The organism is Atopobium sp., from assembly GCF_034113385.1.
Lineage (GTDB): Bacteria > Actinomycetota > Coriobacteriia > Coriobacteriales > Atopobiaceae > Atopobium.
Map to the genome: position 1 here is coordinate 1 of NZ_JAXEXL010000001.1, position 18,509 is coordinate 18,509.

An 18,509-nucleotide genomic window follows, 5' to 3' on the forward strand; every position below is an offset into this window, starting at 1 on the left:
GGCGTCGCCTCCACCGAAAAAAAGTTCGCAAGGTTCTTTAAAAAAAAGGGGGTTGACACAAACTCCTGAATGAGATAAAGTAACCTTGCTGTTCACGATAGAAACGGGCGTTTGGCTCAGGGGGAGAGCGCTTCCCTGACACGGAAGAGGCCACAAGTTCAAATCTTGTATCGCCCACCATACATGAGCAGGTCAGACGGTATATTGCCGCCTGACCTTTTTGTTATCTGCAACTAGTTATCAACGAGCTATCAAGTTGTGATGCAATCTAGGTTTGTTGTGCAGCACAAGTAAGAATTGTTTTTTGAAGCGCTTAGAGCATCTGCCAAAATAACGCCTTTATGCAACGCCTTTACGGCGTTGCATGCAGAGCCAAGAACAATTGCACAACCATCGGGTTTTGTCCCAATATTGCTCAATGTGCTAACTTTTAAACAAAATAATGTGCCTTTTAGCAAAAATTGTGTTGACAACAACAAATTATCTTCATATATTGAGGACACAGTAATAAAAAACAAGAGCAATAAATAGTAAATGTGTTTAAAGGGGGATGTAAATGGGCAAGTCAACTTCTGGAGCTCAAAAGCTTCAGCAGCATCTTATGAACGGCGTTTCGCATATGATTCCCGTCGTTGTAACCGGCGGTATTCTGTTTGCAATCGCAACGATGCTATCTCTTAATTCGGTAACCACTGAGGGTTCCGTACAAGCAAGCAACATTGTTATTGATGTACTCAGCAAAATTGGTGGTACGGGCCTTGGTCTTATGGTCCCTGTTTTGTCTGCTTACATCGCCGCTTCTTTTGCTGATCGTCCAGGTATTGCTCCTGGTCTTATTTGCGGTCAGCTTGCCGTAACCGTTGGTTCTGGTTTTATCGGCGGTATTATCTCTGGTATTCTTTGCGGTCTTTTGGCTGAGCAACTTAAGAAGGTGCAGCTGCCTAAGTCTATGCAGTCTCTTAAGTCCATCATGATTATTCCTCTTGTTACCTCACTGGTAGTTGGTACCATCATGATTTGCGTTGTTGGTGCACCCTGCGCTTGGCTGCTGGAGACTCTTACCAAGTGGCTTACCTCTATGAGTGGTGCCAGCGCTATTATCGTAGGTATTATCTGCGGTGCTATGATTGGCTTTGACCTCGGTGGCCCTGTAAACAAGGTTGCCTATTCTACCGGTGCAGCTGTAGTAGGTACTGAGGTTATGGCTGGCAATAACTGTGCATTCTTTGGTCCTATTGCTTTGGCAATTTGCGTACCTCCCATTGCTGTTGGCCTTGCTTCCTTCATCTTTAAGAGCAAGTTCTCCCAAGAGGAGCGTGACGCTGGTATTGGCGCTATTGTTATGGGTGCTTGTGGCATTACTGAGGGTGCAATTTCTTACACCACTACCGATCCTGGTCGTATGATTCCCATCAATATAATCTCCTGTGCCTTTGCAGGCGGCGTAGCTGGTGCTTTGGGTACGTACTGCAATGCTGCATGGGGTGGCCTGGTTGTTCTTCCTGTTACTTCGATTGCTACCTATCTGATTTCTTTGGCTGCTGGTATTGCATTGTATCTGGCACTAATTTTCTTCTTTAAGAAGGATTATGTAGAGGAAGAGACTAGCTCTGTAGAAGCAGATGACCTAGATATTCAGATTGAGTTCTAAGGTTCTTACACACGTTTTGTATATGCTTTATTTTGTGTAGTGATCACATACAACAAAGAAGGTTTTATTCATGAAAATCATTGCTGTTACTGCTTGTCCCTCTGGTGTTGCACATACCTATATGGCAGCTGAGGCCCTGAAGAAGGCTTGTGCCAAGGCTGGTATAGATTGCAGTGTAGAAACTCAGGGCTCTATTGGTATCGAAGATGCTTTGACTGATGCAGACATTGCAGAAGCAACCGCTGTTGTTCTTACAACTGATATGCCTATTAAGGGTGCAGAGCGTTTTGAGAAGCTTCCTAAGATTAAGCTAACTGCTGGTCAGGTAATTAAATCTGCTGAGGCAATCGTGGCTAAGGTTCAAAAAGAGCTCGGCTAAGTAGCTGCGTAGGTATATGCACCTGCTTGAATAGTCTATCCATCATTTTTAATGGTAAGAAAAACAACGCCCTCAAACTATTTGAGGGCGTTGTTGCTATGTATGATAAAAATCTAAGAGAACTTAGATAAGCTCAATATCAAACTTATCTAGCGCCTTCTTTTGCTTGGGAGATACGGCCTCGGTGATAAGGCCCTCAAATTCACTGAGCGTAGCAAAGTTGTAATTGCCGCGTGAATCAAACTTATGAGAGTCAGCCATCAGATATACCTGGTCTGTATTTTCTAAAACCGTGTGTTTTACCATGCCGTCGTCCATTTCAAAGGTGCTTACCGCACCGGTAATCAAATCAATGCCAATGGCACCAATAAAGGACTTATCAAAGGTAATGGGTTTGAGGTTGGCAATGGTCAGGGAGCCGACAAAACCATTAAGGTCAAGGCTTACGTTGCCGCCAGGGCACATAACAGTAAGTGCGGGATTTTCTGCCATCACCTGGAGACTATCCATCATGTTAGAAACAACCACACAGCGCTTTTGACCTGCGGCAAGCAGGCGCGCAAGCTCTAAATTGGTAGTAGAGATATCCAAAAAGATAATATCTCCAGGGGCGATAAGATCGTATGCTTTGGCAGCTACAAGCTGTTTCTCGGCAGCATTGGTGCTCAAGCGCTTGTAAACCGTGCGCTCAGGTGTCTCGGTAATGCTAATAGCGCCACCGTATACCCGCTTAAGGGTTCCCTGTGATTCCAGCTGACGTAAATCTTTGCGGATACAGTCAACCGTTACATTAAATTGCTTGGCAAGGTCTGCTACGGTCACGCGGCCGTCAGTTTTTACCATAGTGGCAATAGCATTTTGTCGCTCTTTGAGGAACATAGATTCTCCTCTAAAATTGGATTGTTTTTGATACACCAATACTAAACAATACTTTTTAATAGATAGCCAGATATGTGCAAAAATATCGCTTAGTGGCGTAAATCTGTATCTAATTGGGATAAAACAATAATTAGCAATAAAAACTAATTGCAAATCAATACATAACAATATAAACTGAAGACATCACATAATTCGTATGTACTATCGTGTGGGGAGACAAGCATGTTAAGTGCTCGAACACAAGCAATTAAAGATTCGCTTTTTGCAAAACCTCGCCAAATTGATCTTGAGCGTGCACTTTTATATACCCAGAGCTGGAAGCAGACGGAGGGGCAATCTGTTATTATGCGTCGCGCTCTAGCCCTGCGTCATATTCTTGAGCAGCATGAGATTGTCATCGATGAGCATGATTTGCTTGTGGGCAATCGCACACGTACACCGCGTGCTGGCGTGCTGTCTCCAGAGATGTCTCCCTATTGGATTTTGGACGAGCTGGATAAGTTTCCCACGCGTCCTCAAGACACGTTTGAGATGAGCGAGGAAGATAAACGTACGTTTAAGGACGAACTGTTTACTTATTGGAGCGGTCAATCGCTTAATGATTGGTATAAAGCACAGCTGTCTGCACAAGCGGCAGATGCTCAAAAGACCAAGATTTTCTCGGTAGCTCAAACTGATAAGGGCCAAGGTCATATCATTGCCGATATTCCTGCGGTGCTTTCTTGCGGTTTTGGTGCGCTTGCAGCCGATGCACACCAGCGTGCTGCGCAAGACCCAAGCAATGAGTTTTATGCTGCGGCAGTAGTGTGTTTGGATGCCACAACTGCGTACATAAAGCGCTATGAGCAGGTGTGTCGCACTATGGCAACCATGGCAGATGAGAAGCGCGCACAAGAGCTGTTGGATATGGCGGACGTGCTGGCGCATGTTGCTACCAACCCCGCACGCGATTTGCGTGATGCTTTGCAGCTGGTATGGTTGGTGGAGTTAGTGTTGGAGCATGAATCTAACGCAAGTTCCATTTCTTTGGGTCGTATGGATCAGTATTTGTGGCCCTACTATCAAGCAACCGTTGCAGCTGGTGTGAGTGCCCAGGAGATTCGTGAGCTCATACAGTGCTTCTATCTTAAGACCAATACCATTGTGTTTGTGCGCTCTACGGACAGCGCCAAATCATTTGCAGGCTTTCCCTCAGGCTTTAACTTGGTGGTAGGCGGTGTTGATGCAGCAGGTAATGATGCTTCTAATGAGCTGTCTGAACTGCTGTTAGACATTCAGAAAGATACGCGCTTACCTCAGCCCAATCTATCCTTGCGCGTGTTTTCTGGTACACCTGAGTCGTTGTATCACAAGGCTGGTGAAGTTATTCGTTTGGGTGATGGCATTCCTCAGTGCTTTAACGATGAAGTAAATATTCCTGCATTTGTAAATCGTGGCATTAGTCTTGAGGATGCGCGTGACTATGCTGTTGTCGGTTGTGTTGAGTTGTCCATCCCAGGCCGTATGTATGGCCTGCATGACATTTCTATGTTTAATATGGTGCGCTGCCTAGAGATTGCTATGCAAGCTCGTCCCAAAGGATATGACACGTTCCAAGAGCTTCTTGATGCGGTGGATGCCGTCATCGATACCTATGTAGGCCTTATGACAGAAGGTTGCAACGTATGTGATTTGGCTCATCGTCAAACAAGTCCTACTCCGTTGCTGAGTGTGCTGGTAGCAGACTCTATGGACAATGGTGCGGATATTACTGCAGGTGGAGCGCGATATAATCCTTCGGGTGTGCAGGGTGTAGGAACGGCAAACTTGGCTGATTCACTCATTGCAATCAAGCATGCCGTGTTTGAAGAGAAAGCGTTGTCTTGGCCAGATCTTCTGGGCATGCTTGAGCGCAATTGGGCAGGCGAGGGCGATGAAGTATGGCGCCAGCGTTTGATTAACGCCTATCCCAAGTATGGTAATGATATTGATGAAGTAGATGCCCTTGGTCGTCATTTCTTGGAGCACTATGGCCATGAAGTAGAGAAGTATGCTAATCCACGTGGTGGTTACTTCCAGCCTGGTAGCTATACGGTATCTGCGCATATTCCTCTTGGCGAGAAGTGCGGCGCAACTCCTGATGGTCGTTTTGCAAAAGAACAGTTGGCAGACGGTGGTTTGAGCCCCATGGCTGGTCGTGACACCAACGGCCCTACAGCAAGTCTTAAGAGCGTATCTAAGCTCAAGAATATTTTGGATTCCAATGGTAGCTTGCTTAATGTAAAGTTCTCGCCAGCTACACTAGCAGGTGAAGGTGGACTTACTAAACTTGAAGCGTTTCTTAAGGCATTTTCTCGTTTGGGAATTCAGCATGTACAGTTTAATGTGGTAGATAAGGCAACGCTGCTTGATGCTCAAGCCCACCCAGAGAACCATAAGGACTTGATTGTCCGCGTAGCTGGGTATTCTGCCATGTTCGTTGAGTTATCTAAGGCTGTTCAGGATGACATTATTAGCAGGACCGAGCATGTCCTCTAAACTATCCGCTTCATCGGCAATAGTTACCAATGTACAGCGGTATTCTCTTCATGATGGTGGTGGTATTCGTACCGTTGCCTTTCTGAAGGGATGTCCGTTTACCTGTCCTTGGTGTTGTAATCCAGAAAACCTTTCTTTTGAGCCTGAGTTATCCCTCAAAGAAAACTTGTGCATTCATTGCTCACCGCGTCCCAATGGTGCTTTATGCACTACGCCGGCCGAGTTGTGTCCCACACGTGCTAAAGAAATTATGGGTACCAAACGTGATGTGAATGACCTGCTCGAAGAGGTATTGCGCGACCGTATCTTTTTTGAAGAGAGTGGCGGTGGAGTGACACTTTCTGGGGGAGAAGCGCTTGCGCGTGAGCCATTTGTGCAAGCGTTTTTTGCGGCGGCAAAAGCACAAGGCTTGCATACCGCTTTGGAAACTACGCTTGCGTTGCCTTTACGTGATGCAAAAGCGCTTGTAGAAGTGGTAGATAGCTTTTTAGTTGATTTCAAAATTGCTAATCGTGATACCAGTAAAAAACTTCTGGGTCTTGACCCTGATGTGCGCGATGCAAATATACGAACAATACTATCGATAGGGGCAAGCGTAATAGCGCGTATGCCAATTGTGCCTGGTTTTACGGATGGATTGGATAACGTACGTGCTCATGCAGCAAAACTGTGTGAGTTGGGAATTGTGCGGGCTGACGTACTTCCGTTTCACCAGTTGGGGGAAAATAAATACAGTTATGTGGGGCGTCCTTATACCTTGCATGATTTGAAGCCGCCCAGCGATGAGCAAATTGCAAAAATTGTAGCAATTTTAGAGAAGGCGGGCTTATCTGTTGTGATTGATGGTGAATAACCTCAGTGATGCAGGTATACTTACGTAAATAAGCGAGTATACTTACGTATATAAGTTCAAGTTTGCATGTTTAGTCAGTAAACGAATGGAGTGGGAATGGAACTGGTACTCGATACAGCCGATGCACAAGCCGTTAAGGAAGTCTCTGAGGTTCTTACTGTCTCGGGCGTAACAACTAATCCAACTATTATTACTAAGAGTGGCAAAACTCCCGAGCAAGTTGCGGATGAAATGCTCAATGTGCTTTCGGACGACCAGTCCTTCTTTATGCAGACGGTTGCCACTGATTTTGAGGGTATGATGGCAGATGCTCGCAAAATCTGCTCTCTTCGCCCCAAGAACATGTATGTAAAAATCCCTGTAACCCATACGGGTTTGCGTGCTATTAAGGCTGCTAAAGCAGAGGGTATGGGCGTTTTGGCTACTGCTATCTACAATGCCGACGCTGCATTTATGGCTGCCATGAATGGTGCAGATTACTTGGCTCCTTACGTTAACCGTATGGAGAGCTATGGTGATGGCATTGGCCAGGTTATGGACTTGTTGGAGATGCTGTCTATTAACAATATGGACACCAAGGTTATTGCTGCTTCCTTTAAGAACCCCCACCAGGTTCATGAGTTAATTGCTGCTGGTATTCAGGCTGTTACCATTCCTCCTGCAGTGGCTTGGTCTATGATTGATCACCCTGGTACTCAGATTGCTGTGGATGAGTTTTCTGTTGCATGGCATGAGGCATTTGGTCGCGATACCTTTATGTAAAGTTTAAGGCATACGTAAGACGCTCAAGGTACCTATAGGTATATCTTTGGCGGGCTGGGAGTTGTCTCAGCCCGTTTTTATTTTTACCTTGGCTTAGTGTTAAACTGTACGTATTCTTAACGCATGATAGGCGGAAAGCTGCCATAGAGAATCGTTTTACCTGCCTGGTAATGCTTTTGGATGAGTATGCGTATGAGTGGGGCATATGTTGTATAACGCTATTAAAAAATGGCTGCTTAATAACAAGCCTGCCGCGATGTTTTTAACCCTTGTCGCAGTATATATTGGGTTTTTTATAATGCATGACAGGGCATCTAAAAATACGATACCAACAACGCTTACTACCTCTGAATATCAAGCGAATGCATCCATAGAGGAATTCAACAGAACGCATCACTATTCTAAACCGTCTGATACAGCTCGCAATGCCCGCTCTTTACCATCTTCTGAGCATCCCGATGAGTTTCCCTGTACTCTTGATACATCCTATACCTATGGTGGCGTGTCTTTATCTATCGATAAAAGCTGGCAGGTATCTGAAGATGCCGGATATTATGCGTATCTAGAAACTCAGTCAGATAGTCCCGAAGTATTTACACAGGTCAATAAGATTACGATGTGTATTGCAACATGTACCCAGGATGAGACAGCAGACGCTACAAATGCTGTTCAAAGATATACAAAAAATGAGGCATATTATAAGCCTACAACGTTTTCTCTCATTAAAAACTGGGAAAAAGACGGCGTTACGTATTCACAGTTCTTTACTCAAACAAAGGGTAAAACCGTTACTTCCCTTGAGGTTAGCTCCTGTGAATTGCGAATGTTTTTGGTGGGTCATGCCGCTAATGGCACTGGCTTTATTTTTGATATGACCATACACACAAATGCCCATCCCACAACAGTTTGGGAGTCTCACCAAGGTTCAGTGCAAAAAGTTATTGATGGTATTCGCTTTAATCCATCGGCTATCATGCATGATTATTATCGAGAAGAATGCAAAATACGATACCCTTCCTTTGCGTATGATGCTGACCCAGCCTCTTTGTTTGAGGGGTATGACAATGTAGATGATTTTGCGGATGATATGGTAGATAGTGGTGAATTTACAGACCGAGAAGATGCTGAGTATTTTTGGTACGACTATCATAACGATTAAACATATTGGAAAAATAAGGAGCGGTGAAACGCTGTGTTCACCGCTCCTTTTTGTGATTCGATACTACTGCGTCCTGTGGCAGTGTTTGTTATGTCTTATTAGAATAGGTCTTTAATACGAGACTTTCCAGCTAAAACAGCTCCAGCTACGACTGCTGCAGCACCGGCTGCAAGGGGAAGTGCAGTAGAGTTGGAATCACCCGTCTTGGGAAGCGCCTGCTTTTTAGCGCCTGTCTTAGGCTGGGCGGCCTTCTTAGGGGACTTTGTGGTGTTCTGCGTAGTCTTATTGTCCTTGTTGTCCTGAGAAGTATTGGGTTTGTTAGGACCTACGGGAGTAACAGGTTTGTTGGGGATGGGGGTAACCTGTGCCTGGATGTGGAGCGTTTTGGTGTCTGGGTCTTTAAGCGTTGTTGGCTCCCATACACTTATTTGAACGCCGTTATTATAATCAGCAGTGATATTCTCGGCGTTAGCATTTATAAATTGCCTATAGGTGCTATTGCCGCGTAGCTTACCATTTTCATAGGTAAAACCCGGGTTACGCCAGATATCGAGCGGAAGCATAGATACTCCGCTATAACCCATGTGCATAAATAAATCTTTGCCAGAAATACCAATATTGATGTCTCTTCCCGTGGTGTCCTGCTTGATGTCCCAAAGATTATTGGCATCTACCGTTGCAATCTCTTGGTTTTGGTCTACGGTTGCCAAGGTGCCAACAAGCTTATTAGACCCGTTAACGCCTAATACATAAGTTTTACCCTGAGATTCGTAGCCCAGGGCAATTTTTTGCTGACCTACTTGAACACCCTTTGAGCTTTTTACATAGACATTACGGCTTTTACCAGGAACAACTTCCTCTGTAAACGTTACCTTATGAGTAAATTGAGCGGTTACATCATTGCCTTTATCATCCATAATGCTGAGGATTTTAACGGTATAGTCCTCACCATCTGGAAGGTTTGGTACCTGCACCTGCAGTTTGTCAAAGGGAAGTACTTGAGGTGCTGCCATAGGTTGATTGTCTTTATCAAAGACCCCAACAGATACGGCATAACCCTCGTACTTTTTGGCATCAGTTGGAGCTGCAATAGGAGTTGTTACTGCAGGAGAGCCAGTTGGAGTAGTGGGGGTATTTGCGAGTGCAGGGGTAACAGATCCTGCTGCAAGGAGCACGGTTAATGCACCTGATGTTGCAATCTTCAAGGCCTTCTTTTCTGACATGACATCTCCTCTTACCTAGACCTTTTACCGAGATACTACATTAGTTAGTTAACGGTAACATATTATGCCTATAAAGTTATCCATGAGTAACTATTTTCTTGGTAGTTTTATAAAAAGAGACGGCGATATGCCGTCTCGACTGTTGTATTTTGGTTATTCACTGTAAGTACTTAATTTGATTGGAAGTCAGCGTGGAGAGTTTTCTTAATTTTTTTTGATTTTATTCCTAAAAAAACTACTTCTTTGAATTGAATTGAAGTTATCAATAGTAATAACAGTACCAAAAAGAATTTTCAGTATTCCTATAAAAGCTACTATAACCAAGATGGGAAGTACACAATTGATAATTAGCATAATTACAAATGCTTCTAATAGTCGGTTGATGCAGGTTCTTGCTTGATCTAATAGATTTTTAGTCCCTTCTGTAATTTGTTGTCCTACATCGGCTACATGGTCTGGGATTGAAATAAAGAAATTCTTTGCATTTTCTATAGGATCGTCTGAAACTGCAGTCTCTTTGTTTTTAGTATTTTTTACTTGCGCATTCATATCTTGATTGACAGTAGTTGCGGCATCAATACTTGTTTGATAAGTTGCTTCAATCATATCGGAGACACGAAGGCTTATTGGAATAATATTTATTACCACTATTCCAAAAAGTGCTAGTTTAAGTGCGGTAGTAAAAAGCATTGCAGCCCATTTTTGATTAGGATTCCATAGGTATAAGAAAAGGAGGAATCCTGCACTAGGAAGAATATATTTAAAACCAACTAGACTGAAAATCGTAATCAAATACTTTTCTAAATAAATTGCTCCAAGAATAATGCAAAATTTTTCGCCTAAATCAATTAGCTTTTCTGCAACGGGTTTTCCTGTATCGTTAGGAATTAAGGAGATGAGTGCTCCCGTGCCCGTAGAAGTTGCAATGAGTAGTTCAGTAGTTTCAGCTTTTTTATCAAATTTTCTGAATTCATTAATATAGGATTTAGGGTTAGAAAAAGTATCTGATTGCACTACAGAGAATATCATTGCTATAGGAAGTATCAACATTATTATATAGCGCACATATTTAAGGTTATTTTTCTCAGTGGATTTAGGGAGTCTTGAGAGTCCAGTATCGTCAATTGAATTTTCGTACTCAAGCTCTTCAGACATTTGTCTAATTTTATTATTTTGGTTCACGTAATCCTCCATTTATTAATGTAATCGTGCAGCTGAAGGATAGCATGCTGATACGGCATTCAATGTATATTTCTGTGTATTGTTGTAAATAAAGACGTGAGTGGAAAATTGATTAAAACAATGCGATTCCTTATTACTATCACCTACACATTATTGTATAAACCTAGGCTAACTTTTAAATAATATTCAAACTTTTAGCAAAAGTATGCATGTTATATACATGATTTGTACTAAGCTATACATGCTAATTTTGTTTGCCATCAAGGAGCAAACAAATACTGAATAGAGGTTTGTATGAAACTATTGCGTGCAATGCGTGAGCCCCTCAAGTATGTCCAAGGAAAACATGCGCTTCTTCACTTTGAGGAAGAGATGGGTTATATGGGGACTCGCTTTTTGTTTATATGCTCCAACAGTGGCTATAAGGCTTGCCATGATCAGATTGAGCAGAGTTTTGGTAATTCTGATAGCTATCGTCGCTATGAGATTTTTGGTGGCATTTCCAGCAAGGGTGAAATTGCAAAAATGCAGGCAATAGTAGAAGAGGACAACATCGATGCAGTGGTGGCAATCGGTGGTGGTTCTGCGGTAGATACTGCCAAGGCAACCGCATACTACGCAGGTAAAAAGGTTGTTATTATTCCAACTGTCGCTGCAACAGATGCTCCTTGCACGGGCTTATCTGTTATCTATAACGATGATGGTAGCTTTGATAAGTATCTCTTTTATCCAGAAAATCCCGCTGCAGTGCTCGTAGATACGCAAGTTATTGCAGATGCTCCTGTTCGCTTTTTGGTAGCAGGTATGGGCGATGCACTGGGTACTTATTTTGAAGGTCGTGCTTCCATCCGCACTGAGTCTCCTAGCCTTGAGGGTACAGGCATTACGCGTGCAGGTATGGCTCTAGCTGAGCTTTGTTATGAGACGCTGCGTGACTATAGCTCTCAGGCACTTGTTGCTTGTGAGAACAACGTAGTAACTCCTGCGCTCGAGAATATCGTAGAGGCATGCGTCTATCTGTCTGGTGTTGGTGCAGATAACGTAAACTGTGCTGCTGCTCACTCTTTCTATAATGGCCTCACTTCTTTGGGTGGCCACAGTGCTCCTCATGGCTGTTGTGTAGCCTTTGGTACGTTAGTACAGCTTGTACTTGAGGGTGTAGATCAAGATGAGTTCTTAGATGTTCAAAGCTACTGCCTTGAGGTTGGTCTTCCCGTAACGCTTGAAGAGCTTGGTATAACTACTTCTGATCAAATCCAAAAGATTGCAGAGGCGGCTTGTGTTCCTGGTGAGACTATCCACAATCTTGCTGGTGATGTAACTCCAGATGAGCTTTACGCTGCTATTGTTGCAACTGATGCAATGGGCAAGAAAGCTTTAGGCATCAACTAGCTTTTCTTGAGCGTGTGCATCTGGTAGTAGGCATATGCGCGTCTTACGATAAGCCCTAGAGGTATGCATATCTTATGTATGCTTCTAGGGCTTTTGTTGTATCTAAACGATAACTCTTGCGCTTAAACTTTGACTACCGTTTAATTGACTGCATGAAAAAACAGAACAAGCAAAAGAACAAGTCAGAACTTACGGCAAAAGATATTGTTATAAACAACGTCTTTACCTACTTTAATGCGATTTTTGCAGTCATTGCTGTACTTCTCATTATTGCAGGTAGTTATCGTAGTTTGACCTTTCTTCCCGTCGTAATTGCAAACTCACTTATTGGTATTGTGCAGCAGCTGCGTGCGCGTAGTGTGCTTAACAAACTGTCGCTCTTGTCGCGCTCTACCTATTGCGTCACACGCGATGGCAAGCAGCTGTCTCTTGCAAGTGAGGAGCTTTTAGCGGGAGACATTATTACCTTGGAAGCAGGCCAGCAGATTCCTGCAGATGCAACGGTGATTGATGGACTTATTGCCGCTAATGAATCTTTGCTTACGGGCGAGGCGGATGAGATTGAGAAAACGGCACAGGCGCAATTACTGTCTGGCAGTTTTGTTGTCTCTGGCAGCTGTACAGCACTTCTTACTCATGTAGGCGAGGACTGCTATGCGGCACGCTTGCAGGCAAAGGCCAAGGAGGTTCGCGAGAAACCCTCCGAGATGATTCATGATATTAACCTGATTGTTCGTATTGCAGGCATTGTTATTATCCCTATTGGTTGCCTTCTTTTTTATCAAGCATTCTTTGTTAACGGCTACCTGTTTAAAGCATCAGTTGAATCCATGGTTGGCGCCATTATTGGCATGATTCCTGAGGGTCTGTACTTGCTGGTTACCGTTGCCTTGGCGCTTTCTGCTCTGCGTTTGGCACAAAACAAAGTACTGCTTCATGACATGCGCAGTACAGAGACGCTTGCACGCATTGATGTTTTGTGTGTAGATAAAACCGGCACTATTACTGATAACAATATGCAGGTAGTTGAGCTGTTTGACCAAGCTGGTACTACTGTTAAAGAGAAGAATGTTCCTGCTAGTGATTTGCTTGCTCGTTATGTGGCTACGGTTCCTGATGCCAATGCAACTATGGAAGCCGTTCGTGCTTGGCTACCTCAAGCAGCGGCTCTTGATGCCAGCACGGTGATGCCCTTCTCGTCAAAAAACAAATACTCGCAGGTTGATCTCACAGATAGGAGCGTGTTGCGCTTTGGTGCGCCTGAGTTTGTGTTGGATGCTCAGACTTATGCTGCTTGTGAGGCTGCCATAGCTCAGCGTGCAGCTCTTGGTCAACGTGTGTTGGTATTTGCTCAGGCTCAAGAAGAGGCAGCATATGAGCCACTTTTGTTTGTGAGTTTGATAAACGGTTTGCGTCCCAATGTTACCGAGACGTTTGCTTGGTTTGGCCAGCAAGAAGTTCGCGTTATGGTCATTTCTGGTGATAATCCGCAGACGGTTTCTAAGATTGCTTGTCAGGTAGAAATACCGCATGCAGATCAATATGTTAACGCTTCTGATTTAGCAGACGAGGACTTTGTAGACGCCGTATCAAAGTACACGGTGTTTGGTCGCGTTAAGCCAGAGCAAAAAAAGCAGATTGTAGAAGCACTTAAGGCTCAGGGCTTACGGGTAGCTATGACGGGCGATGGCGTCAACGATATTCTTGCTATGAAGGAAGCGGACTGCTCAATTGCTATGGGCACTGGTAGTGATGCTGCTCGTCAAGCGGCTCAAGTGGTTATTTTAGATGATGACTTTAGCCACATGAAGCAAATCATTTCTGAGGGTAGACGAGACATTAACAATCTTTTGCGCTCCGCAACACTGTTTTTGTATAAGAATATCTTCTCTATGCTGTTGGCCACCTGCGCTATTTTATTTGCTTGGGTGTATCCGCTTAAGCCTTCGCAAGTGTCGCTTGTATCGATGTTTAATATTGGCGTACCTGCCTTTTTGCTGGCGATGGAACAAAACAATAAAAAGCAGCATGGTAGGTTTATTTATGAGGCACTTGCGCGCGCCATCCCTGCAGCGCTTACCTCTTTTTGTGCGATTGCAGCCCTTGTTGCCCTTGCTCCGTGGGTAGGTGTTTCTCAGACGGACGTAGGAGTAGGAAGTACGTTTTTGCTGTCTGTTGCAGGCTTTATGGTGCTGTTTGAATTGAGCCGACCCTTTAACGCATGGCATACGTTTATCTTTGTAGGCTGTGTTGCAGGCTTTATTGGAACGGCAATCTTTTTGTCAGATCTCTTTGCAATTACGGCTATATCATGGGATGCGACAATCCTTACTAGTGTGATTGCTGGGGTTGAGGTAATTGCAATGCTGTGTTTGAATTGGTTTGGCGCTTTTGCACACAAGCATTGTAAGTTTTTACAATAGGAGTTTATGTATGCACCTATCGTAAGCTTGTAAGAGCTTACGCACACAAAGATACAGCACGTATACGGCTGCTTGTTTTTTGGAGAGAAAACAAGTGGTCGTTGTTTACATAGGATGGAAAACAGCTTTATGAATATTGATGTCGTATCTGGGTTGCTTATCCCATTTGCCGGCACTACGCTTGGCGCAGCTATGGTCTTTTGTATGCGCAACCAGTTACGCGATTCTGTTACGCATGCACTTGAAGGTTTTGCTGCAGGTGTAATGGTTGCCGCCTCATTTTTTAGTCTACTTGCACCTGCAATTGAGCAAAGCAACGACATGGGTTTGTTTGCCTTTGTCCCTGCTACACTAGGATTTTTGTGCGGTGCTGCGTTTTTGTTGTTGCTGGATACCGTGATTCCTCACTTACATATTGGCGAGAATGAACCAGAGGGCCCTAAAACCAATCTTAAGCGCACGACTACTATGGTGCTTGCCGTAACACTGCACAATATTCCTGAAGGCATGGCTGTTGGTGTTGTGTATGCAGGATGGGTGAGTGGTAGCGCAACCATTTCTTTGGCAGGGGCGTTTTCTTTGGCACTTGGTATTGCGATTCAAAACTTTCCCGAGGGAGCCATTATTTCTATGCCTTTACGTGCTGCTGGTCAGTCTAAACCAAAAGCGTTTGGTATGGGCATGCTCTCTGGCATTGTAGAGCCTCTTGCTGCTGCAGTAACTATTGTGGCAGCTCATCTCATTGTTCCTGTCTTGCCGTATTTGCTTGGCTTTGCTGCAGGAGCCATGATGTATGTAGTGGTAGAGGAGCTCATTCCAGAAATGAGCGCTGGTAAGCACTCAAATCTGGCTACAGTTATTTTTATGCTTGGCTTTGCCCTTATGATGATGCTAGATGTGGCATTGGGTTAGTGCGCTTGCCTAAACCTTACTTCGTATCTGACAGTTCTAGCTCTTCCAGCTCTTCCAGTTCTGCCATTTGATCGATAACATCAAGGAGTTTGTCCGTGTCTTCTTGCGTGGTAGACCAACACGTCGCAAAGCGCACAACGCTGCGGCGAGCATCCAAGCGCTCCATAAAGCCATAGGCTACCCGATGCTTGAGCCACGCCAGTTGCGCATCTGTTGCAATAAAGAATACTTGATTGGTGGGGGAATCTATATACAGATCAAATCCCTTTTGTATCAAGCGTTCTTTAATGCGTGCAGCACAGATAAGTGCAGTTTTACCTATTTGTTCATACAGATTATGGGTAAAGAGCTCTCCAAATTGAACTCCAAGCAAACGCCCCTTTGCCAACAGACCACCATGTTGTTTTATAAGTGGCGTCAGCCCCGGCACCATATTCTTTTTAGTAAATACAACCGCCTCACCAAAGAGCAGGCCACACTTAGTGCCACCAATGTAGAACACATCTGTCAAGCGTGCTAAGTCTGCCAAGCTCACATCATTTTGAGGTGCGGCCAATGCGTAAGCTAAACGAGCACCGTCTACAAAGAGCTTTACCTTGTGAGACGTGCATATATCTGCAATTGATTCCAGTTCGGCTTTACTATACAAAGTGCCATATTCGGTTGGTTGAGAAAGGTATACCAAAGCAGGTTGAACCATATGTTCACGGTTGTCATCCTGCTCCCAAGCTTCGATGGTTTTCTTAATAGCTGCAGCGGAAATCTTGCCCCTGTTGTGTTCAAGGGATATGACCTTGTGACCACCGGCTTCAATGGAGCCAGCTTCGTGCACATTTACATGGCCCGTAGCTGCGCTTATAACGCCTTGCCAAGGAGCTAACAGTGCATCAATAACAAGGGTATTGGTCTGTGTACCACCCAGCAAAAAGCGAACTTCACCATGGGGACAGGCACAAGCATCCAAAATTGCACGGGCGGCATGTGCACAATAGGGGTCTGTGCCATAACCAGAGGTAGATTCCATGTTTGTGCGTACAAGAGCATTGAGTATGGTGGGGTGCGCTCCCTCCATGTAATCTGACGAGAAGTGCAAAAGCTCATTGGCTTGTTTGGCGTGTGTGTCTGTCATGTTGGCGCTGTCCTTTGTGTCTTGTCTGCTGAGGTTTTGAGAGCGGTGGATGGCTAAACTAGCCGTTTGTTTGGCAAGAAGGCTCTGTGGTAAGTATCTGAGCTACACGATTTTGTAGCTGCGGAATGACTTCTTTCTCAAACCAAGGATTCTTTTTTAGCCATATTTGGTTGCGTGGAGATGGATGAACCAGAGGGATATAGTCAGGAGCATAGTGTTCATACTCGCGTACTACCTCTGTGATGCGCAGAGATTTTGGAAGTCCTAAATAGTGGGATAGTGCATATTTGCCAATAAGCATGGTAAGTTGGATATGGGGCATGAATGCCCGTAATTGTGGGTGCCACTTTTGTGCAAAGCCTTCACGAGGGGCAAGGTCCCCACTTTTGCCACTACCAGGAAAGTAAAAATCCATGGGTAATAAGGCAACCTTTTGAGGATTATAAAAGTCCTCATAAGAAATGCCCATCCAAGAACGTAGGCGTTCGCCGCTCCTATCATTCCAAGGAGTACGCGTTTGTTGTGCAATACGGCCAGGAGCTTGTCCTATTACCAAAATACGCGCGTTATGACCAGCAGTATACAGCGGTTCTATACCTTGCTGCGTGTACCATCTATTTTGCGGATCTTGCTTGATGTTCTCAAAAATGTTAGAAAATGCCTCATTCATGAAGAGTCTTCTTCTCTGTCTTGTACCCATGTGTGCGCAAGAAGCCCAGTAAGAGCCAGGCACCAAAGAGGGCAGCGATTCCATTTGCAACGGTTGCGTTTAACCATACTCCTGTGAGGCCTAGCGGTGACAGTAAAACAATAGTTGCTAACGGAATAGCAATAGAAGAAGCAAGAGAAAGCCATACGGCACGCTTAGATTGCCCGCAAGCAAGCAAAAAGGCGTCAGAAGCAAAGACAAACCAGCGAGTGAGCCACTGAAGTGATAGGAGGCTAAACGCACCAACAGCTGCTTGCGTAAACTCATTTGAAGCATTAAAGATAAAAATCCTAACAGGAACCTCGGGGAAGAGGCGGAGCAAGACCAGGTAAATGAGGCTGCAGGTGGCAGAGATAATGAAGCTACTTTTACCAATGGCAAACGCACGTGTATAGTTTTTTGCGCCCCAGTTATACCCAATGGAGGGCTGCAATGAATCTGTGGTGCCATAAATAAGAGACATGACAAATGAATCAGTAAACATCATGATGCCAAAAATTGATACTGCTTGAGCACCACCAAGCGCCAGCATGCGAGCGTTAAGTACAATGCTTACGACGCGCCCAGCCACATTGTTAAGAAATGCAGAGAGACCCGCCATAATAATTTGTCTTGTAATAGCAAGGGTAGGCTTTGGATATACAAGCTTTAAGACCATCTTGCCGCGAATAAAAGGCCACAGCCCAATACCAGAAGCAAGTACCATAGCCAAACTATATGCAAGAGCAGCACCCCATACATCAACATGGAGTACGATGAGTAAAACTGCTTCGATTACGGCTCCTGAAACGGCCATAAGAATGTTAAGCGCCATACTTCGGCTTACTTTGCCACATACCTTGAGGTAGTTGTCCATTGCAAACATCATGCCAGAAATAGGAACAAACACTGCATAGATACGCAGGTACATGATGGAAATTTCAGCAAGCTCTCCCGTTGCGCCCTGTAGGGCAATAAGGAAAGGTGCTGCAAAAAACATGAGCAGTCCCATGCCCATGCCGCCTACAAAGAGCATCACAATGGAATATGAAAATATGGTATTTGCTGCGTCATAGTCCTTCTCGCCAAGCTTAATGGAGATGGGGACAGCTGAGCCAACACCAACAAGGTCGCCTAAGGAGAACAGAATGATTACAAAGGGCATTGCTAAATTGATAGCAGCAAAGGCGGTTTCTCCGAGCGCGTTGCCAACTAAAATGCCGTCAATAATATCGTACAGAGCTGACGTCAACATGCTAATGGCACCAGGAACAACAACAATGAGCAGCATTTTATAGAGCGACGTCTGCGTAAATAATTTGTCGTGGTCTATGTGCATATAGCAATTCCTCGGTGTTGC

Annotated in this window: 15 protein-coding genes and 1 tRNA gene; 10 read left to right on the forward strand and 6 right to left on the reverse strand. The window is 44.5% G+C overall.

The genetic code is table 11. The features are described 5' to 3' along the window. The first annotated feature begins 105 nt into the window (after positions 1 to 105). From SPD80_RS00005 to SPD80_RS00015, 3 genes are all read left to right on the forward strand, one after another. Positions 106 to 180, forward strand: a tRNA-Val gene (locus SPD80_RS00005). Between the two features lie 376 nt (positions 181 to 556). Continuing rightward, positions 557 to 1,651 carry a PTS fructose transporter subunit IIC gene (locus tag SPD80_RS00010; protein WP_320827849.1) on the forward strand — a complete coding sequence of 365 codons (1,095 nt, stop codon included), beginning with the start codon at positions 557 to 559 and terminating at the stop codon, positions 1,649 to 1,651. A gap of 70 nt (positions 1,652 to 1,721) precedes the next feature. Further along, positions 1,722 to 2,030, forward strand: a complete 309-nt coding sequence (locus SPD80_RS00015; RefSeq protein WP_320827850.1) for a PTS fructose transporter subunit IIB — start codon at positions 1,722 to 1,724, stop codon at positions 2,028 to 2,030. 123 nt (positions 2,031 to 2,153) lie between these two features. Here SPD80_RS00015 and SPD80_RS00020 read toward each other — a convergent pair whose 3' ends face one another. Then, a complete protein-coding gene (locus SPD80_RS00020; protein ID WP_320827851.1) occupies positions 2,154 to 2,909 on the reverse strand; it encodes a DeoR/GlpR family DNA-binding transcription regulator in 756 nt (251 codons plus the stop codon). Positions 2,910 to 3,131: 222 nt separating this feature from the next. Between SPD80_RS00020 and SPD80_RS00025 the strand changes: the two genes are divergently transcribed. The 4 genes from SPD80_RS00025 to SPD80_RS00040 all read left to right on the forward strand — a co-directional run bounded on the left by SPD80_RS00025 (position 3,132) and on the right by SPD80_RS00040 (position 8,200). Continuing rightward, entirely contained in the window at positions 3,132 to 5,426 is a 2,295-nt protein-coding gene (locus SPD80_RS00025) for a formate C-acetyltransferase/glycerol dehydratase family glycyl radical enzyme (RefSeq protein ID WP_320827853.1), read from the forward strand. Then, positions 5,416 to 6,279, forward strand: a complete 864-nt coding sequence (locus SPD80_RS00030) for a radical SAM protein (protein ID WP_320827854.1) — start codon at positions 5,416 to 5,418, stop codon at positions 6,277 to 6,279. The genes SPD80_RS00025 and SPD80_RS00030 overlap by 11 nt, the downstream gene beginning before the upstream one ends. A gap of 96 nt (positions 6,280 to 6,375) precedes the next feature. After that, the gene (locus SPD80_RS00035; protein ID WP_320605284.1) at positions 6,376 to 7,041 is read left to right on the forward strand and encodes a transaldolase family protein; all 666 of its coding nucleotides are present in this window, start codon (positions 6,376 to 6,378) and stop codon (positions 7,039 to 7,041) included. A 298-nt stretch (positions 7,042 to 7,339) separates the two neighbouring features. Beyond that, positions 7,340 to 8,200, forward strand: a complete 861-nt coding sequence (locus SPD80_RS00040; RefSeq protein ID WP_320827855.1) for a hypothetical protein — start codon at positions 7,340 to 7,342, stop codon at positions 8,198 to 8,200. A gap of 98 nt (positions 8,201 to 8,298) precedes the next feature. On the opposite strand, the gene SPD80_RS00045 is transcribed toward SPD80_RS00040, so the two are convergent. After that, positions 8,299 to 9,423, reverse strand: a complete 1,125-nt coding sequence (locus tag SPD80_RS00045) for an LPXTG cell wall anchor domain-containing protein (protein ID WP_320827857.1) — start codon at positions 9,421 to 9,423, stop codon at positions 8,299 to 8,301. Between the two features lie 204 nt (positions 9,424 to 9,627). After that, positions 9,628 to 10,605, reverse strand: coding sequence for a hypothetical protein (locus SPD80_RS00050; RefSeq protein ID WP_320827859.1), 978 nt, complete (start codon positions 10,603 to 10,605; stop codon positions 9,628 to 9,630). 294 nt (positions 10,606 to 10,899) lie between these two features. On the opposite strand from SPD80_RS00050, the gene SPD80_RS00055 reads away from it, so the two are divergent. The 3 genes from SPD80_RS00055 to SPD80_RS00065 all read left to right on the forward strand — a co-directional run bounded on the left by SPD80_RS00055 (position 10,900) and on the right by SPD80_RS00065 (position 15,332). Continuing rightward, on the forward strand, positions 10,900 to 11,997 hold the full coding sequence (locus SPD80_RS00055) for a glycerol dehydrogenase (protein ID WP_320827860.1): 1,098 nt from the start codon (positions 10,900 to 10,902) through the stop codon (positions 11,995 to 11,997). Between the two features lie 152 nt (positions 11,998 to 12,149). Beyond that, positions 12,150 to 14,420 (forward strand): HAD-IC family P-type ATPase, encoded by a 2,271-nt coding sequence (locus tag SPD80_RS00060; RefSeq protein ID WP_320827861.1) that lies wholly within the window; start codon positions 12,150 to 12,152, stop codon positions 14,418 to 14,420. Positions 14,421 to 14,549: 129 nt separating this feature from the next. Next, positions 14,550 to 15,332 carry a ZIP family metal transporter gene (locus SPD80_RS00065; RefSeq protein ID WP_320827862.1) on the forward strand — a complete coding sequence of 261 codons (783 nt, stop codon included), beginning with the start codon at positions 14,550 to 14,552 and terminating at the stop codon, positions 15,330 to 15,332. Positions 15,333 to 15,348: 16 nt separating this feature from the next. Here SPD80_RS00065 and SPD80_RS00070 read toward each other — a convergent pair whose 3' ends face one another. From SPD80_RS00070 to SPD80_RS00080, 3 genes are read right to left on the reverse strand one after another with little or no spacing between them, the layout of a single operon-like run. Continuing rightward, on the reverse strand, positions 15,349 to 16,461 hold the full coding sequence (locus SPD80_RS00070; RefSeq protein ID WP_320605553.1) for a threonine aldolase family protein: 1,113 nt from the start codon (positions 16,459 to 16,461) through the stop codon (positions 15,349 to 15,351). Between the two features lie 58 nt (positions 16,462 to 16,519). Next, on the reverse strand, positions 16,520 to 17,131 hold the full coding sequence (locus tag SPD80_RS00075; RefSeq protein WP_320827863.1) for a uracil-DNA glycosylase family protein: 612 nt from the start codon (positions 17,129 to 17,131) through the stop codon (positions 16,520 to 16,522). Then, positions 17,124 to 18,488 carry an MATE family efflux transporter gene (locus SPD80_RS00080; protein ID WP_320605551.1) on the reverse strand — a complete coding sequence of 455 codons (1,365 nt, stop codon included), beginning with the start codon at positions 18,486 to 18,488 and terminating at the stop codon, positions 17,124 to 17,126. Before SPD80_RS00080 ends, SPD80_RS00075 begins: the two co-directional genes overlap by 8 nt. Positions 18,489 to 18,509 lie beyond the last annotated feature (21 nt).